We start from the raw sequence: 26,990 nt of genomic DNA, 5'->3' as shown, positions 1-26,990 counted from the left end.
ACTATGAATATTGCAAGCCTTATTTTAGCTGCTGGTAAGGGTACGCGCATGAAGTCTAAATTGCCAAAGGTATTGCACAAGGTTGGCGGTAAGGCGATGGTAGAGCGCGTTCTTGAAACGGTTCAGTCTATCGGTACAAATCGCGATGTGGTTATCGTAGGCTTTGGCGGTGATGCGGTACAAAATTACTTGGGGGACCGCGCTGAATTTGTTCGTCAAGAAGAGCAAAATGGTACAGGTCATGCTGTAAAAATGGCTCAACCAGTACTTGGTGATTATGACGGAACTATCTTATTACTTTGTGGCGATACACCACTTGTTACAAAAGAAAGTTTAGAAGCACTGTTAGAAGAACATAAAAATTCTGGTGCAGCAGCGACAATTTTAACCGCTCATATGCCAGATCCAACAGGTTATGGCCGTATTATCCGCAATGAAGAAGGTTCTGTAGTTCGCATTGTAGAGCAAAAAGATGGTAAACCAGAGGAATTAGCTGTTCAAGAAGTTAATACAGGCATGTATGCTTTTGATAGTAAAAAATTATGGCCTTGCTTAGATCAATTATCTGATGATAATGCACAAGGTGAATTGTATATCACTGATGTAGTTGGTATTCTTGTAAATGGTGGCGACAAGGTAAGCGCGTATATGACAAAGGACTTTGAAGAGTCTCTAGGCGTAAACTCTCGCTTGCAATTAGCGGAAGCTGAATCTATTTTGAAGCATCGTAAAAATGTTGAGCTAATGACAGCTGGTGTTACTATTATTGATCCTGCCAATACTTATGTAGATCCAGAGGTAACAGTAGGGGCCGATACAATCTTGCACCCTGGTACAATCCTCGAAGGAAATACTGTCATTGGTGAGCGCTGTGAAATTGGTCCACATACTCGTTTGACGAATGTAAAAGTAGGTAATGATACGATTATTCACTTCACATATGGTCATGACTGCGAAGTAAAAGACGGTGTAGATGTAGGTCCATATGTTCACTTGCGCCCTAATACCGTGCTTGGTAACAAGGTCCATGTAGGTAACTTCGTAGAGGTTAAAAACTCCAATGTTGGGGAAGGTACTAAGTTCCCACATCTTTCCTACATCGGCGATAGCGACGTAGGCTCTGGTGTTAATATTGGCTGCGGTACGATTACTGTAAACTATGATGGTAAAGTTAAACATCGTACTACAATTGGCGATGGCGCTTTCGTAGGCTGTAATAGTAATTTAGTAGCTCCTGTAACAGTAGGTAATTATAGCTATGTAGGTGCAGGTTCTACCATTACTAAAAATGTACCAGATAAGGCGTTAGCCGTAGGCCGTAGCAAGCAAATTGTGAAAGAAAATTGGGTAACTGATGATACTTTCAAAAAGAAATAAAAAAATATTATAATTTTTTAACACAATTAGGGCAAAATAGTATACAATAAAAAGGCAATAGTGTGTATCTGTAATGGATGATTATGGATAAGTAACCAGTATAGGAACAAATGAAAGGGTAACAAAATGGCATTTGAAGACGGCAAAAAACTTAAAATTTTCACAGGTAATGCGAATCCTGCATTGGCAAAGGAAATTTGTGATTATTTAGGTTTGCCTTTAGGTGAAGCATTTGTAGGTCGCTTTAACAATGGCGAAGTACAAATTATGATTGATGAAAGCGTACGTGGCAAAGATGTATTTATCATTCAACCAACTAGCTATCCTGTAAACGACAATTTGATGGAATTAATGGTTATGGCTGATGCGTTAAAACGCGCTTCTGCACGCCATATTACTGCTGTAGTACCTTACTATGGCTATGCTCGCCAAGACCGTAAGACTCGTGGCCGTGAACCAATTACTGCAAAATTAGTAGCAAACTTGATGCAAACTTCTGGTATTACACGTCTTGTAACAATTGACTTACATGCAGGTCAAATTCAAGGCTTCTTTGATGTGCCAGTAGATCATTTATATGGTGCATCCATTTTAGCTAAATACATTAATGAAAAAAATCTTGAAGATGTGATTGTTGTATCTCCAGACCTTGGCGGTGTAACTCGTGCTCGTGATTTGGCTGACCGCATCGGTGCGCCAATCGCAATTATCGAGAAAAAACGTCCTGAACCAGGCGTAGCTAAAGTTATGAATCTTATTGGCGATGTAAAAGGTAAAAACTGCATCATCGTTGACGATATTGTAGATACAGCAGGTTCCCTTGTAGAAGGCGCTAAAGCATTAGAAGAATTTGGTGCAAAATCTGTTATGGCTGCTGTTACCCATGCTGTATTAACAGATCCAGCAAGTGAACGCATTGCAAACTCTAACATTAAAGAGCTAATCGTAACAAACACAATGCCATTACCAGAAAATTGCAAATTAGACAATGTAACGCAATTATCTGTAGCTCCATTATTGGGCGAAGCAATTATGCGTATCTTTCATGAAGTTTCAGTAAGTAATTTATTTGATAAATAATAGGTGATTCTTGAAATTAGTAGTAGGCCTTGGTAATCCAGGCAAGCAATATGAAGCGACAAAACATAATATTGGATTTATGGTTATCGATGCCATTGCCGATAGCGTACCTCACACGCCTTGGAAAGAGGAACAACGTGCAGAGGTGTGCAGTATTACTGTAGATGGTGAGAAGGTATTGCTTGTAAAGCCACAAACATTTATGAATGCCAGTGGTGAATCTGTAGGTCCGTTGATGCGGTATTATAAGATTGACCCATCTGACGTGTATTGCATTTATGATGATATGGATTTACCGGTAGGCAAATTACGTATTCGACCAAATGGTAGTTCTGGTGGGCATAATGGGATTAAATCCTTAATCTCCCATATAGGCACAGAAAACTTTCCGCGTTTCCGCGTAGGCATTGGCCGTCCGTTGCCACAATGGACTGTCATTGATCATGTGTTAGCACCATTTAGTGAAGAATCACAAGAGAAGGTACAAAAGGGTATCAAGAATACTGTGAAAGCTGTATTAGGTACTTTAGAGGTGGGCATCGATAAAGGGATGAATCAGTTCAATCCTAAGCGTCGTCCACAGCGATAAATAACATGCATAAGGGCATGAGTCTCATTGAGATTCATGCCTTTTTTACGAGGTAAATATGAGTAATCAAGAAAGAATGCCTTTTGTAGAGGCCTTAGAATCATATAAAAAACAACATTTTGTCCCTTTTCATACACCAGGCCATAAGATTGGTGTAGAAGCACCTCAACTACTAAAAGACTGGATGGGACCGGCACTACCCTATGACTTAGGTGTTATGTATGCCTTAGATGATTTACATGAACCTGAAGGGGAATTAAAAGAGGCTCAGGACTTAACAGCACGGTTATATGGAGCTGATCATTGTTGGTTCTCCATTAATGGTACTACTGCTTTGATTGAAGCGATGATTATGGGCACTGTAGGTCCTGATGAAACGATTATTATTCCTCGAGAAGCACATCGTTCCGTTATTAGTGGCTTAGTGTTATCTGGCGCCAAGCCGGTCTATATGGATTGTCAATTTGATGAGCGTTGGGGTATTCCTTTAGGTGTATCGTTAGATGATGTCGTTAAAACCATGGATGCACATCCAGAAGCAAAGGCTATCCTCTTGGTGTATCCAAACTATTATGGTGTAGGTGTCGATATTGTAAATATTGTGAAAGAAGCGCATAAACGAGGTATGATTGTTCTTGTTGATGAAGCTCACGGACCTCATTTACCATTTTCAAAAAATTTACCTATCGAAGCCATTGCAGCAGGTGCAGACTTAGTAGCACAAAGCACACATAAATCGGTAGGATCTTTGACACAAACCTCTTGGCTATTAGGCCAAGGGGATAAAATCAATCAGCGTCGCATTACGCAAATGCATCAAATGCTACAAAGCACGAGTCCCAATTACATATTCCTTGCTTCTTTAGATATGGCGCGTCATCAATTAGCCACCGAAGGTAAGGCGTTAATAAGTCGAACCGTAGAATTGAGCTTATATTTGAGTCATGAGCTCAATAAGATTTCAGGTATTACTACTATGGAATATATAGACATTCAAGAACGAGTAGTAAACTATGATTGTACAAAAGTACTAATTGATGCTAAAGCACTTGGACTGACAGGTATTGAGTTTGAACGGATGTTGCGAGAATATCGTATTGAGGTAGAGTTAGTGGAAGCGCACCATGTGTTAGTACTCATTACTATTGGCGATACAAAAGAGTCTGTAACGTCCCTCATTCAAGCCGTACAAACTATAAGTGATACGATATTACATACATCTAAAGTAGATAATAGTAACGTGGTGGAGAATGCAGAAAATCTTAGTAAAGATTCTTCATTGCTACCAAAACCTATTGTGCGTGTAACTCCTCGCAATGCTATGTATGCTAATCGTGAGCAAGTGCCTTTACGAGATGCACTGCATCGTATTGCAGGAGAGACTATTGCTTATTATCCTCCAGGGATTCCTTGTGTAGCGGTAGGTGAAGAGATTAGCTCCTCTGTGTTACAATATATAGAGAATCGGAAGGCTCTAGGGTATGTGCCGAATGGAGCCGATGATATGTCATTGGAAACAATTTGGGTGTTACAGGAGTAATTATGGGGACTTTAATCATACTAGAAGGTGGAGATGGTAGCGGTAAGGCTACGCAAACTAAACTATTAGTAGAGCGATTAACCAAGGAAGGTCATGCAGTTAAATCTGTAAGCTTTCCGAATTATGATAGCGGTGCTGCTATGCCTATAAAAATGTATCTAGCTGGAGAATTTGGCAAAGATGTGCATGATGTAAATCCTTATGTGGCAAGCTCTATGTACGCTATCGATCGCTTTGCTTCTTTTAGAACTGATTGGGAACAGTTCTATAAAAATGGTGGTATCATCATTGCAGATCGTTATACAACATCTAATATGGTGCACCAAATGGTTAAATACAATGATCCAAAGGAACGTACTGCATTTTTAGATTGGCTTGAAGACTTTGAATTTAACAAATTTGCTTTGCCCACACCTGATGCGGTATGTCTCTTAGATATGCCACTCGAAGTGAGTGAAGCCTTAATGGCTGAGCGCACTGGTAAAACGGGCGGTAATACAGGGGATATTCATGAAGGAAATCATCAATATTTAGTAGCTGTTCACGATGCCTATGAAGAGCTAGTAGAACGCTATCAATGGCACCGAATTCCTTGTGCTACAAAAGATGATTCCAGTCAATATGCATTGCGCACCATTGAAGAAATTCATAACGATGTATATCAAGCAGTAGTAAATCTACTACCTTAGGATAGGGCGACTCTTTTAAAAGTCGCCTTTTTCTTATATAATATTAATATTGAGCATGTATTGATAGGAGGGGCTATGACATATTTTGATTCTATAATTGGTCAAGATTCGATCAAGGCACACCTATCGGAACTTGTAAGTCGCAATGCATTGCCACATAGCCTTTTGTTTTATGGTGAAGCAGGTCTTGGTAAGCTAGATATGGCAATCGGTTTGGCATCCTTATTATTAGGACGTCAAGTATTCTCTCAACCCAAGGGAGAATCGTATTTAGCTGACGTTAAAGGAGCACGTCTTGCTAATGGTGAGACTGAAAAACGTATTGAAGCAGAAGGTTTGCCTATCTATATGGATAAGGGGGATGCCTTTTGGATTCGTCCTATGAAGACGACCTTAAAGGTGGAACAGTGGTATTCCTTATTGCAAGATCATCTGTCAGTAGCAGGTAATGGTAACCGCGTAGTTATTGTAGAGGATTTTCATACGGCTAACGCAGTCATGGCAAATGCTATGTTAAAAACCATTGAAGAACCGCCAGAACAGGTGTATTTCATCATTATTACGAATAAAATTAACACCGTATTGCCGACCATCGTTTCAAGATGTATGGGCGTTGGTTTTAACAGTGTTGATGTAGATACGATTCGCACGGCACTTGTGGCACGTGGCATCACAGGTGATATTGAGCAGGCTTTGTTAGCCGGTCATGGCAATCCACAGTTAGTGGAAAAATTGGCTACTCAAGGTCGCATTGAAATGCTAGAGTTAGCTGTTAAGGTAATGGACATGCTCGCTTTTGAAACAAGATGGTTTTCTATGATTTCTCTAGCTTGTGAAAGCTTACCTCGTGAAAGTCTAACAGAATTGATGCATTGGTTACGTCTTGTAAGTAGAGATATGATGGCTCTTAAAATGGGGGCTCAAGACGGACAATTACAAGTACCTATGTACAAAACTCAATTATTACGATTATTACCGCGCTGGTCTATGCAAGCATTGTCTCAGGTCATTACTGAAACATTGCAAGCGGAACGGGCTTTGCGCTTACATATAAAAACCGCTCTCGTGGTGGACGGTCTTAGTATCGCCCTTCATGATGCTCGGGAGGAGGATTAAATGCTAACCATAGTTGGCGTACGCTTTAAAAAGGCTGGGAAGATTTATTATTTTCTGCCTGAACAATTAGAACTATCCGTTGGTGATGGGGTTATCGTTGAAACGGCACGTGGCGTTGAATACGGTACAGTTGTGATCGGACCAAAAGAGGTCTTTGAAGATACTGTTGTAGCCCCTGTTAAGCCAGTTATTAGAAAGGCGACACCAAAGGACTTAAAACAAATTGAGAAGAATAAAGAGCGCGAAGAAAAAGCCTTTGATATTTGTCTCGAAAAAATCGAAAAACGTAAGTTACCTATGAAACTTATCAATGTGGAATACACATTTGATATGAATAAGATTATATTTTTCTTTACCGCTGATGGTCGTATTGACTTCCGTGAGCTCGTTAAAGATTTAGCAACAGTATTTAGAACGCGCATTGAGTTGCGTCAAGTAGGCGTCCGTGATGAGGCTAAGGTCCTAAATGGTATCGGCGCTTGTGGTCGACCTTTATGTTGCTCTAACTTCTTAGGTGACTTCACACCTGTATCGATTCGTATGGCTAAGGACCAAAATTTGAGTCTGAATCCTACAAAAATCTCAGGTGTATGCGGTCGTTTAATGTGCTGTCTTAACTACGAAGATGACTTATATAAAAAAGGTGGCGACCTATATGTGAAGAAGGAACGCCCTCAAGCCCCTCAAGATGTGGCGCCTCCAGGTATTGGTAAGGAGGTCGTCACCGATGAAGGCATCGGTAAGGTCTTGAAGGTAAATCATCACAAGCATACTGTAAAGGTACAGCTTGAAGCAGGTCGCACCATTGATTTGAAATGGTCCGAGGTGGCATTGCCTGATGAATGATCAAGAAAGACTTGATGATTTAATTATAGATGGCTTACAGCTTTATCAGCGTACTGATATGTTTCGCTTTTCCTTTGACGCTATTGCGCTCATTCACTTTTGCGGTTTTAATGGTCGTCATACCTATGTTGATCTAGGCACGGGAACGGGTGTTATGCCACTCATTGGTACGTCATTAGGAGCGGGCCATATAACGGGCATTGATATTAATAAGACTATCATTGAGTTGGCTCAACGTAGTGTTGAATACAATCATAAACAAGATGTGGTAACGATGTTATGTGGCGATTATCGTCATATGTCGTATCGGGATGTACAAGACAAGCCTTTTGATGGAGTTATTGTAAACCCTCCTTTTTATGATTGTGAAAGCGGTGGAAAGCCTGTATCTGAAGAACGAGCCCTAGCACTTCATGATGGACATACAACATTAGAAGAGGTTTTGAACGCTGTACAGTCCTTTATCAAGTGTAAAGGTCGTTTATGGATGATTTATAGTGCTAGTCGCTTACAATATGTGCTGCATGAACTGGAAATAGCTAACTTTCAAGCTAAGCGAATTCGCTTTATTCACGGTATGATAGATAAACCTGCGAAACTTGTACTAATAGAGGCTCTCTATCAAGGTCAGGCTGGTCTTGTGTTAGAGCCACCACTAATCGTTTATGAAAAGCCTAATGTGTACACAAAGGAGGTGTCCTCTTGGTATGAACGATAACGAATGGGGCATCTTATATTTAGTGCCTACACCGATAGGTAATTTAGAAGATATGACCTATCGGGCAGTTCGTATCTTAGGTGAAGTAGATGCTATCGCTGCCGAAGATACGCGCCATACAGGCATATTATTAAAACATTTTGACATTAAGAAGCCTTTGATTTCGTATCATGAACATAATAAGGAAGAAAAGGGTACTTATATTATGGAGCTTTTATTAGAAGGCCAGTCCATTGCTTGCGTTAGTGATGCAGGTATGCCTGCTATATCTGATCCAGGGGCTGACCTAGTAACGAAGGCTATTGAAAAAGACATAACGGTAGTACCATTGCCTGGTGCTAATGCAGCACTGACCGCACTTATTGCATCTGGCTTAGATACTAAATCCTTTACCTTTGCAGGTTTCTTACCGAAGCGGGGTAAACATCGAGTTGAAGAATTACAACGACTTTCACAAGTAACGGGCACCTTGATGTTTTATGAAGCACCCCACCGATTGCAAGAGGTCTTACAAGATATGTATGAAGCCTTTGGGAATCGATCCATAACGGTGGCAAGGGAATTGACGAAGAAGTTTGAAACCTTTGTGCGCACCGATTTGGAAAACCTTGTAAATGATTTGGATCAGCTCACCTATAAAGGGGAATTTGTTCTCATCGTAGGTGGCGCTGATACGATTGAGTCCGATACTAGTGAAGTTTCGGGTGAACCAGTATCGTATGTAGATGCTGTACAAGCCCTTGTAGATACAGGGATACCTAAGAAAGAAGCAATTCGCCAGGTGGCAAAACGTTTTAACGTTTCCCGCCGGGATGTATATAATATTGTAGAACGTTAAACCTTCCCATTCGAAGGTTAGAAGGAGACTCATCATGGGAGACACAAAAAAAACGTATTATATTACGACACCAATTTATTATCCAAGTGCTAAGTTGCACATTGGTCATACCTATTGTACATCTGTAGCCGATACAATTGCGCGCTTTAAACGCTTAGCTGGCTATGATGTGCGTTTCTTAACTGGTTCTGATGAACACGGTCAAAAAATTCAACGCGCTGCAGAAGCACAAGGTATTACACCTCTTGAATATACTACAAATATCGTAAACGGCTTTAAAGCATTGTGGGAAAAAATGCATATTTCCAACGATGACTTCATTCGTACTACTGATGAACGCCATGAGAAGGTAGTACAAGAGCTTTTCACTAAAGCGTATGAAAAAGGCGATATTTACAAGGCTGAGTATGAAGGTTGGTATTGTACACCTTGTGAAACATTCTGGACTGAGCAAAAGCTAGGTGAAAATCATACATGCCCAGATTGTGGTCGTCCTGTAGAAAAGGTTAAAGAGGAAAGCTACTTCTTTAAACTCGCTAAATATACAGATCAATGGTTGAAATTTATCGAAGAAAACCCTGATTTTATTCAACCTGAATCTCGTCGTAACGAAATGATCCAATTCGTAAAACAAGGACTTGAAGACTTAGCTGTATCTCGTACATCCTTTGACTGGGGTATCAAGGTACCATTTGATCCTAAACATGTCGTATATGTTTGGTTCGATGCATTGGTAAACTATATTAGTGCCCTTTCTCCATTTGATGGTGATGGTGAATTATATAAAAAATACTGGCCAGCAGATCTTCACTTAGTAGGTAAGGAAATCGTACGTTTCCATACAATTATTTGGCCTATGATGCTCATGAGTCTTGAATTGCCATTACCTAAAAAGGTATTTGGCCACGGTTGGATGATCGTTGACGGTACAAAGATGAGTAAATCTTTGGGGAATGTTATTGACCCAATTCCATTGATCGATACCTATGGTGCCGATTCTTTGCGTTATTATTTATTAAGTGAAATTACGCTTGGCAATGATGGTAACTTCACATTGCCTAATTTCGTTACAAAAATCAATGCCGACTTATCTAATGACTTAGGTAATTTGTTGAATCGTACCATCGCCATGATTGAAAAATACCATGATGGTGTGATTACAAAATGCGATGATATGGATGATTTGGATCGTGATGTTTCCACATTGGCTGTTCAAACGGCAAAAGATTTTGAAGCAGCTATGGAAAATATGGAGCTTAATAAAGCTATTAAGTCCGTATGGGCATTTATTGGTCGCATGAATAAATACATTGATGAAACAATGCCTTGGGTATTAGCTAAATCTGAAGAAGCTCATGATAAAGCACGCTTGCAATCTGCTATGTATCACTTGGCAGAAGCATTGCGTATTATTGCAATATTAGTAAGCCCTGTTATTCCTGTAGGTGCTCCAAAAATCTGGGACCAATTAGGACTTGCTGGTTTTAGTGATGCTACATTAGAAGATGCTAAAACTTGGGGGGCAATGCCAACAGGTACAAAGGTTGTAAAAGGTGATCCTATTTATCCACGTTTTGAAATTCCTGAAATGGTAGAGGTTGTTGTGGAAGAAACAGTTGAAGAAGCTGTAGATACATCTAATATTCCACCATTAAAAGAAAATATTACGTACGATGACTTTGAAAAATTAGATCTTCGTGTAGCAAAAGTTGTTAGCTGTGAAAAGGTTCCTAAGTCTAAAAAATTGTTGAAATTCGTATTGGACATCGGTGTTGAAGAACGTACGGTATTAAGTGGTATCTCACAATATTACGAACCAGAAACTATGGTTGGTAAAAAGGTAATTTACTTGGCTAACTTGGCTCCTAAAAAGATGATGGGCATTGAGTCTTATGGTATGATTCTATCTGCATCTGATTGGGAAGAACATTTAGAAGTAACCAATATCGAATCTTTACCAGCAGGAAGTGTGGTTAAATAATGAAACTCTTTGATACACATGCTCATGTAAACGACGGTCGTTTTGATAATGATCGTGATGAGATGCTACAAGCCTGCTTTGATGCAGGTGTAGAATACATTATGATTCCAGGGGTAGATAGAGGTACTGTTGAATCAGGACTAGCTTTAGCAAAACAGTATGATCGTTTATATGCCGCTGTAGGTACACATCCTCATGAGTCTAAAGATTTTACAGAAGAAGACTATGAGTTCTATAAGGATCAAGCCCTTAACAACGATAAGGTCCGCGCTATCGGTGAAATTGGATTAGATTATTACTATGATTTTTCTGACCGTGAAACACAGAAACGCGTATTCATTCGTCAATTAGAGCTTGCTCGTGAAGTAGATTTGCCAATTATCATTCATGACCGCGATGCGCACGGGGATATTATGAATATCTTGCGCAATGAAGGTAAGGATAATTGGGGCATTTTCCACTGTTATTCTGGTAGCTGGGAAATGGCAAAAGAAGCTATTAAATTAGGATTCTACATATCCTTTGCGGGCCCTGTGGTATTCCCTAAGTCTACAAACCTTAAAGAAGTAGCTAAACAAGTACCATTAGATCGAATTCTTATTGAAACAGACTCACCATATTTGACACCACCTCCATTTAGAGGCCGTCGCAACGATCCAAGCAAAACTCAATTTGTAGCAGAGGAAATTGCAAGTCTTAAAGGCATTGATGTTGATGAGTTTTCAGAGATTGCCTATAATAATGGTAAACATGTATTTGGTATTAAATAACTTGAATGCTCGTAATCATGTATGCTAGTAAATAATATTGGTAAAATTCTAATAGCTTTAGTATTAGATATTATAAAATTCACCAAGAATAACTAGAATAATAAATTGTAAAACGCGATTCTCCCATATCGGTGAGAATCGCGTTTTTCTATGGTATACTTAAGTATATTCATACTGAACTATAATAAGTCGAGGTTAGTAGCATGAAACGTATTGCATTTATAGATTTAGGATCCAACTCCGTTCGTTTTGTCATTTATGAGATTTCTAAGACCGGTAGTTATCGACTCATATATCAAGAAAAAGAAAGTGTCCGCTTAAGTGAAAATATGTGGGGCAATCATGAGTTAACGAAAGAGGCTATGGAGCGTTCTTTGCGCTCTCTAAAAGGTTTTGTTCACATGGCTGATGCTATGGAGGTAGATACCATAAAAGCTGTTGCTACGGCTGCAGTACGGTTAGCAAAAAATGGAGATGCTTTTATTAAAGCCGTAAAAGAGCGAACTGGACTCGATTTAGAATGTATTGCAGGCGAAGAAGAGGCTCGCCTTGGGTTTCTGGGAGTTATCAATACAATTGGTCTTAAAGACTTTATCATCTTTGACTTAGGTGGTGCTAGTACAGAGGTAACGCTAGTAAAAAATCGACATATTGTGAAAGCTGTTAGCTTGCCTATAGGGGCGCTCACATTAACAGGAACCTACCAAAAAGGAGATGAGTATACCCCTAAAGAATTAGAAAAAATGACAAAGGTCGTAAAGAAAACGATTAAGGAACATACGTGGCTCCAAAATATAAAACTTCCTTTATTAGGTATAGGTGGTACAGCTCGTAATATTGCTAAAATAGATCAACGTAAGCTATCGTATCCTATTACGAAACTACATAATTATGAACTACCATATCATAGATTTCACGAAATCTTGGAAGATGTAAAAGGTAAATCCTTAGAGGCTCGTAAAAAAATTAGTGGTTTATCATCGGACCGTGCAGATATTATCATTGCAGGGCTTACTATAGTGGATGAACTATTTAACTATGTAAATACTAAGACACTCGTTGTGGGCGGTTGCGGTTTGCGGGAAGGTTTATTTTACGATTATTATGGAGAGAATTATTTAGGTGGAAATCCAATTATCGACGATATTTTACTCCACTCTGCGGAGAATGTATTACTAGGTATGACAAAGCATGAGCTAGTGCATGCTAAATATATTACGAAATTAGCCACTACTTTGTATGATGCATTAGAGCCACTTCATAAGGCGGATAAGAACTTTAGACGATGCTTAATCGCAGCGGGATTATTGCATGATATAGGCAAACGAGTTAACTATTATAGTCATGCTCGTCATGGTTGTTACATGTTAGTTAATAGTAATTTATATGGTATTTCCCATGTGGAACAAGCGTTCAGTGCATTTTTAGTGATGAACTCTCATGGATTGACGCCAAAAGAATATAAGAATTTCTTGTATGGTAAATTGTTAGACCAAGAACAACGTCTTCTAGGACAAAAACTTTCCATTATTTTAGCCATAGCAGAGGCTCTTGATGAAAGTCATGAACAATTTATTAAGAGTTTAGAGGTAAATATTAAATATACGAGTGTAGCTATAAAGGTATTTTACCTAGAGGGACGCGATGTAAGTGTCATAAAAACTGCTGTAGAAAAACTTTCAAAATCTTTCAAAAAGGAATTCAATAAAACATTAGAAATAGAGTGGCATGAATCTCGTAAGGAGGCATAATGGCATTACCAAAAGCATTACGATATGCGGTGTTACATGTGGGCTCCAGTAGCATGAGCATTACCATATTAGAATATAAAGGCATAGACGATGTACGTGTTATCGATTATGCAGCGCGAGAAGTAACCTTTGGGGAGGAGTTATTTCAAACCTCTCGGTTGAGTTTTAAAACAATTGAAGAAATCTGTCATATTTTAAAGGGATATAAGCAATTAATGGCCGATTATGGCGTGACTCGTTCCAAACTATATGGTACGACAGTAATACGTGAGGCTACTAATCGTCGTAGTATTTTAGATCAAATTTATATTCAAACAGGGATGCGTGTTGAGGTCATCGATATGCCGAAAGAGGTATATTACAAATATGCTTTGTTATATTACAAGATGACGCATCAATATAAACTGACAGATCCTACTAAGGCAACATTATTCTTAGATATTACATCTGGTGGGGTCGGTTTAACAGTTTGGCGCGGTGAAAGCTTACTGTTCCAACGCAATATGCATAGTGGTTCCTTACGTGTTATGGAGTCATTTAATCGAAATCAACGATCTTCTATATCGTTTCCAAGGGCTATTACGGAATATTTACATCGTATGATTGGACCACTCCGTGAAGAACTACAAACCTTTAATATTGATAGTATTGTCTTATCTGGTGACGAAGCGCAATATATGACTCATTTAATGGGACAAGAAAATAATAAAGAAGATATCATTACTGTTGAGCCAGAACGATTTAAAGGTCTTATTAATTCTTTTGATGGTGTAACTGCAACAAAGTTGATGAACCGTTATAAATTACCTGAATATAAGGCTAATATTTTAATGCCTACCATGATTTTATTTAATGAAATTATTACGGCTATAGGGCCGAAATCTTTAATTTTTAGTAGCTTTTCATTCTCTCAAGGCATTAGTTGGTTCTACGGTGTGGAAACCGAGAATAATCCGTTTATGTATCAATTGCGTGAACAAAATGCACAGTTAGCGCGTGCTGTTGCTGCAAGATATCATACAGACCGAATTCATGATGCCGAGGTAGAGCTATTTAGCTCCTTATTCTGTAAAGCATTGCGACATAAAGGTTTACCAGAACGGTGGGGCTATCTATGTCGTATTGCAGCCATTCTTTGTTCTGTAGGCAAGTTCGTTAATTTACGAAATCATGGAGAGCATGCGTATCATATTGTAATGGGGACAGATATATTTGGCCTTTCAGAAGAAGAAAAACAAGTAGTTGCTAATGTTGTGTATTACCACTACAAGGGAACTCCAAATGATGACGACGCATATTTCAATGCATTAACAGAATTACAAAAAATTCAAGTTACCAAGCTGGTAGCCATCATTCGGGTTGCTTGTGCACTCGACGCGGGGAGCAATCAAAAAATCTCTGATGTAACATTGGAAGAAAGAGATAATGTACTTTATGTATTCTGTCGTACTAATGAGGATATTTCATTAGAATGGTGGACCTTTGACCGTGATTCGGAATATTTTACAGAGGTATTTGGTATGGAAATTGTACTAGTAAGGGGAGGGGATCGTCATGTTCAGTAATGCAAAGTATTATTTTAACCGTGAATTATCTTGGTTAAAGTTTAATCAGCGCGTTTTATTAGAGTCTATTGATACTAATACTCCTTTATTAGAACGACTTCGATTTATTGCTATTGCTAGCTCTAATTTAGATGAGTTCTTTATGATTCGTGTGGCTGGATTACGTCATCAAGTTGTGAATGGCATTGTTAAGTACGATGCGGCTCATATGGATGCTAAGGCACAGTTAAAGGCTATTGATGAGTCTGTACAGCGCCTCGTATCGATGCAAAGTACATATTTAAAGAATGTATTGTCTGAATTAGAATCTCATGGATTTTATTTTACCTATCCAGAACAGTTAGATGTGAAATCTAAGGCTTGGTTACGTCACTATTTTGAAGAACATATCTACCCTGTTGTAACACCTCTAGCCGTTGACTCTGGACACCCATTTCCATTTTTAACAAACCATACCATCAATGCCATTATACGTATTTTTCAAGTATTGCCAGATGGTACAAAAGATTATAAAATCGCAATCTTACCAATTCCGTCTGTGTTAAATCGTATCATTGAAATACCTAGTCGTAGTAATAAAGAGCATCGTTTTGTATATTTGGAGGATGTGATTACCTATTATGCTACTCAATTCTTCCAAGGTTATGGTATAGAAGATTTTATGGTGTTCCGTATTACTCGTGATGCGGATTTAGAAATTGATGAAGAAGAAGCAACAGATTTGCTTTCTGAGGTAGAAGCATCTTTGCGTCGTCGACGTCGTGGTGATGCAGTACGATTAGAGGTTTGTGGTGATGTAAAGGATAATCTATTGGACTTTGTGCTCACTAGTGTTGAATTAGAGCCAAAGGATGTATACCGTATAGACGGTCATCTTGATTGTCGTATGTACTTTAATTTCTGTAACTACCCAGGCCTTGACCAGCTTCGTTATGTACCATTTGAACCTAAACTACCTAGTGAATTAGTAGAGCACGAAGGGGAAAGTCTATTTTCTGTTATTGGAAAACAAGATCTTTTCGTCCACCATCCTTTTGAGTCTTTTGCTGTAGTAGAACAATTTATTGCACAAGCAGCTACAGATCCAGATGTGCTCGCTATTAAACAAACCTTGTATCGCGTAAGTGGGGATTCTCCAATTATTGCATCCTTGATTAAGGCTGCGGATAATGGGAAGCAAGTAACCGTACTTATGGAGGTTAAAGCACGCTTTGATGAAGAGAATAATATCCATATGGCACGCCGCTTAGAAAAGGCAGGTTGTCATGTAATTTATGGTTTGAAAGGTCTTAAAACTCATTCTAAGATTACCATGGTTGTGCGCAGAGAGGATGCAGGTATTAGACGTTACGTTCATTTAGCTACAGGTAACTATAATGGTAAGACGGCTCGAATGTATACGGACTGTGGCATATTTACGTGTAACGATGAATATGGCGATGATGCATCTCGTTTCTTTAATTTAATTTCTGGCTATTCCGATCCTCCAATTTGGAATAAATTTATTGTAGCCCCTTTAAATTTGCGGGAAAAAATAATGGAATTAATTGACCGTGAAATAGAATTCGCTAAACAAGGTGAAGAAGCATATATTATTGGTAAAATGAATTCCTTGCTCGATAAAGAAGTTATTGCTAAATTATATGAAGCCTCTGCTGCAGGTGTTCGCATAGATCTTATAGTTCGTGGTATTTGTACACTAAGACCTGGTATTGCCGGTGTCAGCGATAATATAACGGTACGTTCAGTGGTAGGACGGTTCTTGGAACATCATCGTCTATTCTATTTCCGAAATGGGGGAAATGAAAGTCTATTCTTATCTAGTGCAGACTGGATGCCAAGAAATTTAAATGAACGTGTAGAACTTATGATTCCTATTGAAGATAAACGCCATAAGGAGCGCGTTAAAGCTATATTGGATTTATATTTAGAAGATACCTTAAAAGCTCATATTATGAGAGCCGATGGTTCATATCGTAAAATTAATGATCGAGAACATCCAATTTCTGCTCAAGAAGAACTTATGAAAGAGGCTATTGCCCATGAGCATAAGGAGTCAATGACCGTAATTGAGCGTTTACAACCAATGTTTAAGATGAATAAATAGTGAAATTCATACGTAGTGTTGAATGATGAATTTTAATACATTTTCATAATAGTGAAAAAGCCTGTTTTTACAGGCTTTTTTACATGTATACATATTTAAAAATGAGATAAAAATGAAGTTTCGGGATGTGTAGAAAAAATTGGTAACAATTCAAAAACACATAAAAATACAATTTATATTATAAAAAAAACCAACATACTATATATAGTAGTGGTATCGTATATATGTACACAATTCGGAATATATTGTATAGTATTAAGAAATATCGATATGTACGTACACAGTGGACTTTTGCGAAAAATATAGAAAATAAAATAACTTAAAACTCAGTATTTACAAGCGTTTATCTCTTATTGTTAACCTATATTGTTTGACAGGTTATATCTATCTGTAGTAGAATAGTTACATTACAGGAGGGATTACAATATGAGAATTCATAAGACACACAAACGATATATTTCGTCTGTTGTTGCAGGATTGATTGTAACAGCTGTAACTATGACAGGTTTTTCTTATAATGATAAAACTGTTACCGTTATGGTAGATGGTGCAGCACACACTGTTAGAACGCATTTAAATTCTAACGAAGGTATCGTACGCGATGCTGGGGTTAAATTAAATCCAAATGATAAAGTTATTTCCAGCTCAACATCTGTTCAAAATGGTACAACATTAACTGTTGTACGCGCCATTCCAGTTTACGTAACTGTTAATGGTAAAACTAGAGCTGTTTTCACTACAGAAACAACTGCACAAGGCGTTGCTAATGAACTTGGTTTTAAAATGCCTAACTACGCCGTAGTAGGTGATGCAAATGGTTCTGTATTAAGTGGTACACATATCACAATTGCACAAGTAACAAGCCGCTCCTTGTCTACAGTAGATCAAGAAATTGCTATTCAAGTAATTCGACAAAAAGATGATACAATGGCACAAGGTGAAGAAGAGGTTGTTCAAGTTGGTCAACCTGGTTTAGAACGTGTACAACGTGAAACATTATATAGTAATGGTACGGTTATTAAGACAAATGACGTATCTAAAGTAACACAACGCGAAATGGTACCTACTATTATTAAAGAAGGTACTCGTGAAGTGACTACATCTCGTAATATTGCTGGTCGCTCATCTCGTGCTATTGTAATGGAAGCTTCTGCTTACCTTGCTGGCGATGGTGATGGCGCTGGTATTACAGCTACTGGTGTACCTGCAGTACGTGGTATTGCAGCTGTTGACCCAGATGTTATTCCATTAGGCACACGTTTATTTATTCCTGGTTACGGTGAAGCTATTGCAGCCGATACAGGTGGTGCTATTGTGGGTAATAAAATCGACCTTGTAATGGACTCTTATGGTGAGGCTATGGACTTTGGTCGCCAAGACGTTACAGTATACGTGTTGGATTAATATAATAATTTAGAGGATATATCTAATAGATATATCCTCTTTTTATATGGTTTATATAGTTACCGTCTACTTAGTAAATATGTATCATAATATATTATACTTAGTAAGCAATCATTATGTATACTAAAAGGACGCCTTATGATTAAGGCGCCCTTTTTTAGTCTTCAATATATGGAATTAGATATTCGTATTTTGTACCTTTTAATTCATCTTTCGGGATAAATCGTAAGGCAGATCCATTGATACAGTAGCGAAGTGATCCATTAGGTCCATCTTCAAATACATGGCCTAAATGGGCGTTACCAATGCGGCTACGCACTTCGATACGCTTCATGCCATGTGAGTCATCTTGATAATATTTAATAACATCCTTCGCAATTGGCTTTGTGAAACTTGGCCAACCACAGTGAGATTCGAATTTATGAGCAGAAACGAAGAGAGGTTCTCCCGTAGTGATATCTACGTAGAGACCTGCTTTAAATTCATCTGTTAATTCATGACTAAAAGGCGCATCTGTAGCAGAGTTTTGTGTAACTTCGAACTCTTGCGGAGATAAAGCCTTAAGGTCTTCTTCGGAAGGCTTGTTATATGCGTTGTCATCTATAAGTGGTTCATTGGATAAGCCTAGTGGAATATGACAATAGCCATTAGGATTTTTATCTAAGTAATCTTGGTGATATTCCTCTGCAGAGTAGTAGTTTGATAGAGGTAATACTTCAATAGCAAATGGCTTTCCTTCGAAGGATTGGGCACGAGCCAAGGTACTTTCAATAATAGTTTTGTCGGCTTTATCTATATAGTAAATACCAGTTCGATATTGAATACCTACGTCACCACCTTGTTTATTAACACTGAATGGATCAATGGCGCGTAAAAAGTATTGAATTAAGTGATCTAAGGAGAGTACATCCGCATCGTATGTAACTTTTAGAGCTTCCACGTGACCACTATCGTGACAGACATCTTCATAACTTGGATTTTCAGTAGGTCCATTAGCATAGCCTACTTCAGTGGAAATGACACCAGAGATTTTTTTGATATACCCTTGAAGGCCCCAGAAACAACCGCCTCCTAAATATATGGTGTGTTCGTTCATTTAATCACCCCAAACTTCGTGAGCTATTTCTTTAACTAATGTAAGTTTAGCCCATTGTTGTTCTTCAGTCAATTGGTTACCAATTTCACAAGATGCAAAGCCACATTGAGGGGATAGGCAAAGTCTATCGAGTGGAATATATTTGGTAGCTTCTTTGATTCGTTCTTTGATGACTTCTTTATCTTCTAATTCTGGGCGTTTAGATGTAATAAGACCTAATACGACCTTTTTATTAGGAGACACTTCACGCAATGGTTCAAAGCCACCAGAGCGATCATCGTCAAATTCTAAGTAGTAAGCATCTACATTTTCTTTTGCAAATAGAATTGGTGCAACTGGTTCATAGCCACCGCTAGCAGCCCAAGTAGAGTTATAATTACCACGGCATACATGGGTTGTGAACGCTAAGTCATGAGGGCGACCTTCAAGCGCTAAGTTGTTTAAGCGTAGGTACTTAGCTGTTTCGCCTTCAATAGTAACACTTTTATCTTTTTGGCGACCAGTCCAGTAAGCGTGGTCACAGCACATACCCCAAGTGCAATCATCAAATTGGATGTTGCGGCAACCTGCTTCATAGAGGTCTTTAATTACTTGACGGTATGCAGCAGCAATGTCTTGAATTAATTCTTCTAAATCAGGGTAGAAGGAGCGTGTTGTAATACCGTTATCCTCGCGGAATAATTCGGCTAAGAATTGGGATGGAGCAGGAATTGTTTGACGAGCTGTAGTATGTTCATCTTCAAATTGTTTTACGAATTTGAAATGTTCTACAAATGGATGGTTAGTACCTGTAATTTTACCAGTAAGGGCGAGGGATCCTGGCGCAGTTTCTTGACCAACGAATTTGTAACCGTGTTCAAGTTCAATTTCTTTTACGCCATTGAATCCCCACATGAAGTCTAAGTGCCAGTATGCACGGCGAAATTCACCGTCAGTAATAACAGGAAGACCTGCAGCTTTTTGTTTTTGAATGAGGTCTGTAATGAGACGATCTTCAACAGCTGTTAGTTCTTCTCTTGTAATATTTCCTTTTGTAAAAGCTTCACGAGCTTCTTTTAACTCTGCTGGGCGTAGGAAGGAACCTACGATATCAAAATGAAATGGTGCTAATTGTTTGGACATATATAATCCTCCTTATATAAACGGTAAAACCGATAGATTCGATAGGTTTATTATAACTAAGGATGAGCATATATAAAAATATCAATATATTAATGTTGTATATAGTTTTAAGTTATATCAGCGGATTATTTTTTGGTTTCAGTTATATCGAGATATGAAAGTAATATAGTATCAACTCAATTGTAGAGTATCCTATGCTTTTCTTCGGCGTATTTGATAGTAGTTAGATATTCTACATATATTAAAAAGCACTCTCTAAATGAACTGTACCCAAAAAATTGGATACAATTTTTCGAGGTACAGTTCAAAATCGAGAGTGCTTTTATTTAAAGTTAAACTGTTATGTAGAGCAGTTGAAATATAATCAAGAATCCTACAATATTATTCTTTTGTTTCAGGTAGTTTAATATGTCTGCCGTAGTTGCCTACATACTGTTCTAAGGCTTGAATATATTCTTGCCCTAAACGGCTGCGATGCATCTTGTTATTAGTAATGTAACCAATATGCATCAAACCTTCTTCGGCGAGAGGTACAGAGATAATATTTTCCCCATTTACTTCTTCATCGATGACACCACTAGATACGGTATATCCATCTAGACCAAGCAATAAACTAAAGAGGGAAGCTCTATCGCGTACACGAATATGTTTTGGTCGTACAACGGTACTAAAGATTTCTTCAGAAAAATAGAAGGAGTTGTGATCGCCTTGTTCAAAGGAGATATATGGATATTCCTCTAATTCGTCCATAGACACAACCTTTTTATTAGCTAGTGGATGGTTTTTGCCTATGAAAATATGTGGGTGTGCAGTAAATAATTCTGTAAATGTTAATTCATTAGTGTGAATTAATTTCTCTAGTACAGGTCTATTAAAATCATTATAGAAGAGTAAACCAATCTCACTCTTCATATGAGCTACGTCATCAATGATTTCATAGGTTTGAGTTTCCCGTAAGGATACATCATATTGATCGATGCCTGCGCCTTTTAAAAGCTCTACAAAGGCGTTAACTGCAAAGGAGTAATGTTGCGTAGAAACAGAGAATTGTTTTTTACCACCGCTTTGGCTTTTATATTGCTCTTCCAATAAAGCAGCTTGTTCTAGTACTTGGCGTGCATAGCCGAGGAAACGTTCCCCTTCTTTAGAAACAGTAATCCCTTTATTGGTACGGTCGAAAATGGTAATGCCCATTTCCTTTTCCAATTCCTTAATAGCCTTTGTTAGACTTGGTTGAGACACGAAGAGTCTCTTAGCAGCTTCACTAATACTGCCTATATTTGCAATTGTTGTGACATACTTTAATTGTTGTAAGGTCATAATGGCCTCCTTTTATATATTACACTACTTATACTACTCGATTATAAGTATTTAAGCAATGTTATATATATGTTACAATGTACTAATAGAATAAAGGAGGACCTATGCTTAAACAAGTCATCGTCGTAGAAGGAAAATCTGATATACAACGTATTGCACAAGCCGTGGAAGCAGACTGTATTGCTACAGAGGGGTTTACACTTCGTAAAGGTGTTATTGATATGATTCGTGTAGCTTATGAAAAGCGAGGTATTATCATATTAACCGATCCTGATACAGCAGGGGAGAGAATTCGTCGTGTATTAACAAAAAAATTCCCTAATGCACAGCATGCTTTTGTCCCTCGTGATGAAGCGTTTGCAAATGATGATATTGGCATAGAACAAGCATCTCCTGAATCCATTAGAAAGGCTTTATCTTCATTACATGTAGAATCCTTGGAATCATCTAACGAATTTTCTATGGTAGATCTAGTTCGTCATGGGTTATCAGGCATGTCAGATAGTGCTGCTCGCCGTGCGGTTATTGGTGCTAAGTTAGGCATTGGTTATGGCAATGGGAAACAGTTTTTATACCGTTTAAATCACTATGGTATAAGTCGAGATGCTTTTGAAGAGGCTGTAAATAGTTAAAATAGGAGTTAAGATGTTAGAATCAGTAATTGCAAGCCCTGAAGTAGTACATTATATATGTAAACGCTTCGATATTAAAATGAGTAAGAAATTAGGGCAGAACTTTCTTATTAAGAGAGGTATTGTAGACGAAATTGTACATGCTGCAGAATTAACACCTGGTGAACCTGTACTAGAGGTAGGTCCTGGTATTGGGACATTGACACAGGGGTTAGCACAAAGTGGTGCTGATGTAACTGCCATTGAATTAGACCGTCGCTTATTAGAGGTTCTAGATACTACATTGGCCTCTTATGACAATGTACGTATTGTCCATGGTGATGTGTTGAAACTCGATGTGCCAACCATTATGAACCATAAACCATTTAAAGTGGTTGCTAATTTGCCATACTATATTACAACACCTATTATTATGTCTCTATTGGAAAGTAAATTACCGATAGAACGCCTTGTTGTAATGGTGCAAAAAGAGGTGGCCTTACGTATGGTGGCTAAGCCAGGTACAAAGGATTATGGTGCACTATCTGTAGCTGTACAGTACTATACTGAGCCCAATATTGTACTTGATGTACCGCCTAAATCTTTCTTGCCGGCTCCAGCTGTAACGAGTTCTGTTATTCGCTGCGTATTGCGTGACAAGCCTCCTGTTGATGTTATTGACGAGAAACTATTCTTCCGAGTTGTGAAAGCTGGTTTTGCGCAACGACGTAAAACATTCGCTAATACAATGAAAACAACGGGCTTATCAAAAGACAGAATCGAAGAGCTATTAGCAAAAGCTAATATCGATGGGCAACGAAGAGGAGAGACATTCACTCTTCAAGAGTTTGCTGATGTAGCCAATGCATGGGCTGCTTTAATTAAATAGGATAATGTAAAAGAGCTCATTAGATTGATAACATATCATTCTAATGAGCTCTTTTCATGAAAAAAGGACCCAAATGGGTCCTTTTTATTTAGTAAAGAATGCCAGCCATTGTTGTAATTAGGAAAGCATTAGCAAAGTCGATTAAGAATGCACCTACCAAGGAAACTACGAGCCATGCACGAGGGGATGGACCATGTTTACTTGCTAAGGATAACATATTAACCAATGCATTTGGTGTAGCACCTAAGCCGAAGCCGATGGCACCAGCGCCAAGCATAACAGCATCGTAGTTGCGACCAAAGATGAAGTAGATAAGGTATGCAAATACACAGATAAGTACACATTGTGCTAGTAAAATTGTAATAAGTGGTAAAGCAAGATCGATTAATTGAACTAGTTTCAAGCTATTGATAGCCATAGTTACGAATAGAGATAATGCTACATTGGATACTGCATCAAGAGCTGCATCGTTGATTTTGTAAGCTTTAGTGAAATCACCGTAGTTACGGATTACAGCTGCACAAATCATTGCGCCGATATATGCAGGAAGTGGAGTTAAGATAGATAAACCAGCACTTACGATAGTACCGATACCTAATGCAAGGCCAATCCACATACAGATTGTTAAAAGATCTTGGGAATTGAACTGTTTGCCACCACTTTCAACGTGATCTTCGATCATGTCAATGCCTTCATCTTCCATTAACTCTGGGTTTTCGTAAGGTGTTTTAACTTTGTGCATTTTAATAATGCGTTCACCTACAGGAGCACCGAGAATTGTACCTGCTACCATGCCGAATGTTGCGGCTGCAACCGCTGCGGATGCTGTACCAGGGATACCAAGCAATTGTTCGTAATATGGACCGAAGGCGCCAGCAGTACCAAGACCACCAATCATGGATACGGAACCAGCCATAATACCGATGATTGGTTCAATACCTAACGCTTTAGCAATCATAATACCTGCTGTGTTTTGTACAACAATCCATACTGCACAAGCGAGGAAGAAGAAGAGAATGAAGATACCGCCTTTTTTGAGGACTTTCAAAGAAGCCATCAAACCGATAGTAGTAAAGAAGGCAAGCATTAAGAATGTTTGTAGGGAGCCTTCAAAGGTAATGTTCAAAATCTTATAGTAAGAAAGAATGGCAGTTAAGAATGCAAATGGCAAAGCCCCTACAGCTGGTGCAGGCATACACATACGTTGCAAGAACTTGGAATGCTTGTTAATCCAAGTACCAATGAATAACGTGATTACAGCGAGGCCTACAGTTTGGATCATGGACAGTTTCAATGTCCATACATCGTTGACTAACGCTAAGTCAATAAGTGGCATAAAATCACTCCTTTAAAATAAAAAATAAAACTTATATTTTATGGTATCATGAATGGTCGAAAAAAACTATAGAATATATAAGGTATAATAATTATATATTATTTATTTTCAACACTCACAACAACAGTAAAACCATTAGATAATATATAACTATGTTAAGTATATATCATTTTATAATACATTTATATTATATACAAAAATACAAGAAAGTAATAGTATAAATTACTTCCCTACATAATCATACTATATGTATTCGACTAAATTCTGTGATTTTCCTGCCTGTTATAAAAAAATAAACTGGAATATATTTCTAATTTTTATATATTGAGAAATATATTCCAGTTGTTATTATCTGAGGATTTATAGTGTGCTTAACTATTGAGGTTTGCAGTTAAGCCACTGTCTGCTACATAGTACATCTCGCATTTAGAAGTGCGAAGTATAGATTTAGAAAGATAAGCTATAAACGGCAATACTATAGTTCGTGATGAAGTTTTGGGGTTGTTAAGAATGTAACATCAGGATTACGCTCTTGAACCCAACCCATTTGCCATTCATTGGAGATAAGCACTACAGTACGATCGCGATTATCCTTAACAATCATCGCATTATCTACACCTTTTAAAGACGCAATATCTACTTCACCATCAATCCAACGAGCAACACTGTATGGCAATGTATTATTTAATAAATCAACACCATATTCATTTTTTAAACGGTATTCTAAAACTTCAAATTGAAGCATACCTACGGCACCAACTACGAAGGAGTCGAGAGCACCTGGTTGTTCGAAGATTTGGACAGCACCTTCTTGGGCTAATTGAGTCATGCCTTTTTGGAATTGCTTACGCTTCATAGTATCTTTTGGAGATACGCGGGCGAAGAATTCTGGTGGGAATACAGGGAAGTCTCCAAATGTTACCTTGTGTTTTTGTGCACATAGTGTATCGCCTACGCCCATTGTGCCAGCATCAAAGACACCGATAATATCACCAGGATATGCATCTTCTACGATGGTACGTTCTGTAGCCAAGAATTGTTGAGGCTGAGACAAGCGAATCGTTTTGTTAGATTGGCGATGCAATACGGACATACCCTTTTCGAATTTACCAGAGCAGATACGCATAAATACGATGCGGTCATGGTGATTAGGGTCCATATTCGCTTGAATTTTAAATACTAAAGCGGAGAAGTCTTCGCTCGTAGGTTGCACCATTTCTTCCACGGCTTGTCGTGGAGCAGGGGATGGAGCTAGTTCTAAGAATTTTTCTAAGAATGGTTTTACCCCAAAGTTAGTCATAGCAGAACCGAAGAACATAGGTGTTAATTCGCCTGCACGAACTTTATCAAAATCGAATGGATCGCCAGCAACGTCTAATAATTCGATATCATCAAGCAATGCTTGATATACATCGTCACCTAATAATTCTTTCATACGAGGATCAGTCAAAGCACCTTTTTCAGAGGCTAGCTTTTCTTGACCATGTGTTTCGTCTTTTGCGAAGAGCTCGATAGTTTCGTGTTCTCTATCGTATACGCCTTTGTATTCACCGTTGATACCAATTGGCCAGTTCATAGGGCATGTACGAATGCCAAGAACGTTTTCGATTTCTTCCATCAAGTCAAATGGGCTGCGACCGAAATGGTCAATTTTATTTACAAAGGTAAAGATAGGAATACCGCGTTCTTTAGATACGGCAAATAGTTTTTTCGTTTGTGCTTCGACACCTTTTGCAACGTCGATAAGCATGACAGCGCTATCGGCAGCCATCAATGTACGGTATGTATCTTCAGAGAAGTCTTGGTGACCAGGAGTATCAAGAATGTTGACACGACAGCCATCGTAGTCAAATTGTAATACGGAACTCGTTACGGAGATACCACGTTGTTTTTCGATTTCCATCCAGTCAGATACGGCGTGTTTTGCTGTTTTACGAGACTTAACGGACCCCGCTAAGTGAATGGCACCACCGTATAAAAGTAGTTTTTCTGTTAATGTAGTTTTACCCGCATCCGGGTGAGATATGATAGCAAACGTACGCCGACGTTGCACTTCTTCTAAAAATGTCATAGTTCACCTCTATTGTTTCGTTTGTGAAAGTCTTATTTTAATATATCATCTTCACACCATTCATATCTTTAAAATTATACATGATTTTGGTAGTTATGACCACTAAATTGTAGTATAATGAGATTTCAAAGAGCGGCTTGGGGAATAGCCGTTATTTTATGTTAAGGAGGGGGA

At 38.4% G+C, this 26,990-nt stretch carries 22 protein-coding genes; 17 read left to right on the top strand and 5 right to left on the bottom strand.

Annotated elements, in window-relative coordinates; genetic code table 11:
- Nucleotides 1-3 precede the first annotated feature (3 nt).
- The 15 genes from glmU to VEIS1202513_RS06080 all read left to right on the top strand — a co-directional run bounded on the left by glmU (nt 4) and on the right by VEIS1202513_RS06080 (nt 18,371).
- Nucleotides 4-1,377 carry a bifunctional UDP-N-acetylglucosamine diphosphorylase/glucosamine-1-phosphate N-acetyltransferase GlmU gene (glmU, locus tag VEIS1202513_RS06150; RefSeq protein ID WP_213467046.1) on the top strand — a complete coding sequence of 458 codons (1,374 nt, stop codon included), beginning with the start codon at nt 4-6 and terminating at the stop codon, nt 1,375-1,377.
- Between the two features lie 126 nt (nt 1,378-1,503).
- The gene (locus VEIS1202513_RS06145) at nt 1,504-2,457 is read left to right on the top strand and encodes a ribose-phosphate diphosphokinase (RefSeq protein WP_005387130.1); all 954 of its coding nucleotides are present in this window, start codon (nt 1,504-1,506) and stop codon (nt 2,455-2,457) included.
- Nucleotides 2,458-2,467: 10 nt separating this feature from the next.
- Complete coding sequence (gene pth, locus VEIS1202513_RS06140; RefSeq protein ID WP_119206863.1) at nt 2,468-3,046, top strand: aminoacyl-tRNA hydrolase; 579 nt, start codon at nt 2,468-2,470, stop codon at nt 3,044-3,046.
- Between the two features lie 58 nt (nt 3,047-3,104).
- Complete coding sequence (locus VEIS1202513_RS06135) at nt 3,105-4,586, top strand: aminotransferase class I/II-fold pyridoxal phosphate-dependent enzyme (protein ID WP_213467044.1); 1,482 nt, start codon at nt 3,105-3,107, stop codon at nt 4,584-4,586.
- Between the two features lie 2 nt (nt 4,587-4,588).
- Nucleotides 4,589-5,275 (top strand): dTMP kinase, encoded by a 687-nt coding sequence (locus VEIS1202513_RS06130; protein ID WP_129822814.1) that lies wholly within the window; start codon nt 4,589-4,591, stop codon nt 5,273-5,275.
- 75 nt (nt 5,276-5,350) lie between these two features.
- Nucleotides 5,351-6,391 (top strand): DNA polymerase III subunit, encoded by a 1,041-nt coding sequence (locus VEIS1202513_RS06125; RefSeq protein ID WP_213467042.1) that lies wholly within the window; start codon nt 5,351-5,353, stop codon nt 6,389-6,391.
- The gene (locus VEIS1202513_RS06120; RefSeq protein WP_024064291.1) at nt 6,392-7,237 is read left to right on the top strand and encodes a PSP1 domain-containing protein; all 846 of its coding nucleotides are present in this window, start codon (nt 6,392-6,394) and stop codon (nt 7,235-7,237) included.
- On the top strand, nt 7,230-7,955 hold the full coding sequence (locus VEIS1202513_RS06115) for a tRNA1(Val) (adenine(37)-N6)-methyltransferase (protein WP_213467040.1): 726 nt from the start codon (nt 7,230-7,232) through the stop codon (nt 7,953-7,955). Before VEIS1202513_RS06120 ends, VEIS1202513_RS06115 begins: the two co-directional genes overlap by 8 nt.
- Nucleotides 7,945-8,793 carry a 16S rRNA (cytidine(1402)-2'-O)-methyltransferase gene (rsmI, locus tag VEIS1202513_RS06110; RefSeq protein WP_213467038.1) on the top strand — a complete coding sequence of 283 codons (849 nt, stop codon included), beginning with the start codon at nt 7,945-7,947 and terminating at the stop codon, nt 8,791-8,793. Before VEIS1202513_RS06115 ends, rsmI begins: the two co-directional genes overlap by 11 nt.
- A 34-nt stretch (nt 8,794-8,827) precedes the next feature.
- Nucleotides 8,828-10,774 carry a methionine--tRNA ligase gene (gene metG / locus VEIS1202513_RS06105; RefSeq protein ID WP_213467036.1) on the top strand — a complete coding sequence of 649 codons (1,947 nt, stop codon included), beginning with the start codon at nt 8,828-8,830 and terminating at the stop codon, nt 10,772-10,774.
- On the top strand, nt 10,774-11,544 hold the full coding sequence (locus tag VEIS1202513_RS06100; RefSeq protein ID WP_213467035.1) for a TatD family hydrolase: 771 nt from the start codon (nt 10,774-10,776) through the stop codon (nt 11,542-11,544). The genes metG and VEIS1202513_RS06100 overlap by 1 nt, the downstream gene beginning before the upstream one ends.
- Nucleotides 11,545-11,747: 203 nt before the next feature.
- Entirely contained in the window at nt 11,748-13,295 is a 1,548-nt protein-coding gene (locus VEIS1202513_RS06095; protein WP_213467034.1) for a Ppx/GppA phosphatase family protein, read from the top strand.
- Nucleotides 13,295-14,860 carry a Ppx/GppA phosphatase family protein gene (locus VEIS1202513_RS06090; RefSeq protein WP_213467032.1) on the top strand — a complete coding sequence of 522 codons (1,566 nt, stop codon included), beginning with the start codon at nt 13,295-13,297 and terminating at the stop codon, nt 14,858-14,860. Before VEIS1202513_RS06095 ends, VEIS1202513_RS06090 begins: the two co-directional genes overlap by 1 nt.
- Nucleotides 14,850-16,967 (top strand): polyphosphate kinase 1, encoded by a 2,118-nt coding sequence (ppk1, locus tag VEIS1202513_RS06085; RefSeq protein WP_213467030.1) that lies wholly within the window; start codon nt 14,850-14,852, stop codon nt 16,965-16,967. The genes VEIS1202513_RS06090 and ppk1 overlap by 11 nt, the downstream gene beginning before the upstream one ends.
- Before the next feature lie 426 nt (nt 16,968-17,393).
- On the top strand, nt 17,394-18,371 hold the full coding sequence (locus VEIS1202513_RS06080) for a resuscitation-promoting factor (RefSeq protein ID WP_005387109.1): 978 nt from the start codon (nt 17,394-17,396) through the stop codon (nt 18,369-18,371).
- A 157-nt stretch (nt 18,372-18,528) separates the two neighbouring features.
- On the opposite strand, the gene msrB is transcribed toward VEIS1202513_RS06080, so the two are convergent.
- The 3 genes from msrB to VEIS1202513_RS06065 form a co-directional block, all read right to left on the bottom strand.
- Nucleotides 18,529-19,467 (bottom strand): peptide-methionine (R)-S-oxide reductase MsrB, encoded by a 939-nt coding sequence (msrB, locus tag VEIS1202513_RS06075; RefSeq protein ID WP_213467028.1) that lies wholly within the window; start codon nt 19,465-19,467, stop codon nt 18,529-18,531.
- Entirely contained in the window at nt 19,468-20,589 is a 1,122-nt protein-coding gene (locus VEIS1202513_RS06070) for a 5-methyltetrahydropteroyltriglutamate--homocysteine S-methyltransferase (protein ID WP_213467027.1), read from the bottom strand.
- Between the two features lie 381 nt (nt 20,590-20,970).
- Nucleotides 20,971-21,909, bottom strand: coding sequence for a LysR family transcriptional regulator (locus VEIS1202513_RS06065; protein WP_005387104.1), 939 nt, complete (start codon nt 21,907-21,909; stop codon nt 20,971-20,973).
- Between the two features lie 104 nt (nt 21,910-22,013).
- Here VEIS1202513_RS06065 and rnmV point away from each other — a divergent pair, with 104 nt between their 5' ends.
- Entirely contained in the window at nt 22,014-22,541 is a 528-nt protein-coding gene (gene rnmV, locus VEIS1202513_RS06060) for a ribonuclease M5 (RefSeq protein ID WP_213467025.1), read from the top strand.
- A gap of 13 nt (nt 22,542-22,554) precedes the next feature.
- Nucleotides 22,555-23,409 (top strand): 16S rRNA (adenine(1518)-N(6)/adenine(1519)-N(6))-dimethyltransferase RsmA, encoded by an 855-nt coding sequence (gene rsmA / locus VEIS1202513_RS06055; protein WP_213467023.1) that lies wholly within the window; start codon nt 22,555-22,557, stop codon nt 23,407-23,409.
- An 88-nt stretch (nt 23,410-23,497) separates the two neighbouring features.
- Here the strand turns inward: rsmA and VEIS1202513_RS06050 are convergent, their stop codons facing one another.
- Nucleotides 23,498-24,745, bottom strand: coding sequence for a sodium/glutamate symporter (locus tag VEIS1202513_RS06050; protein ID WP_213467021.1), 1,248 nt, complete (start codon nt 24,743-24,745; stop codon nt 23,498-23,500).
- Nucleotides 24,746-25,220: 475 nt separating this feature from the next.
- On the bottom strand, nt 25,221-26,816 hold the full coding sequence (locus VEIS1202513_RS06045) for a peptide chain release factor 3 (RefSeq protein WP_060924805.1): 1,596 nt from the start codon (nt 26,814-26,816) through the stop codon (nt 25,221-25,223).
- Nucleotides 26,817-26,990 lie beyond the last annotated feature (174 nt).

Source organism: Veillonella orientalis (assembly GCF_018406505.1).
In the GTDB taxonomy this organism is placed as follows: domain Bacteria; phylum Bacillota; class Negativicutes; order Veillonellales; family Veillonellaceae; genus Veillonella; species Veillonella nakazawae.
Note: the sequence above shows the minus strand (reverse complement) of the source record. Positions and strands in the feature narration are given on the sequence as shown.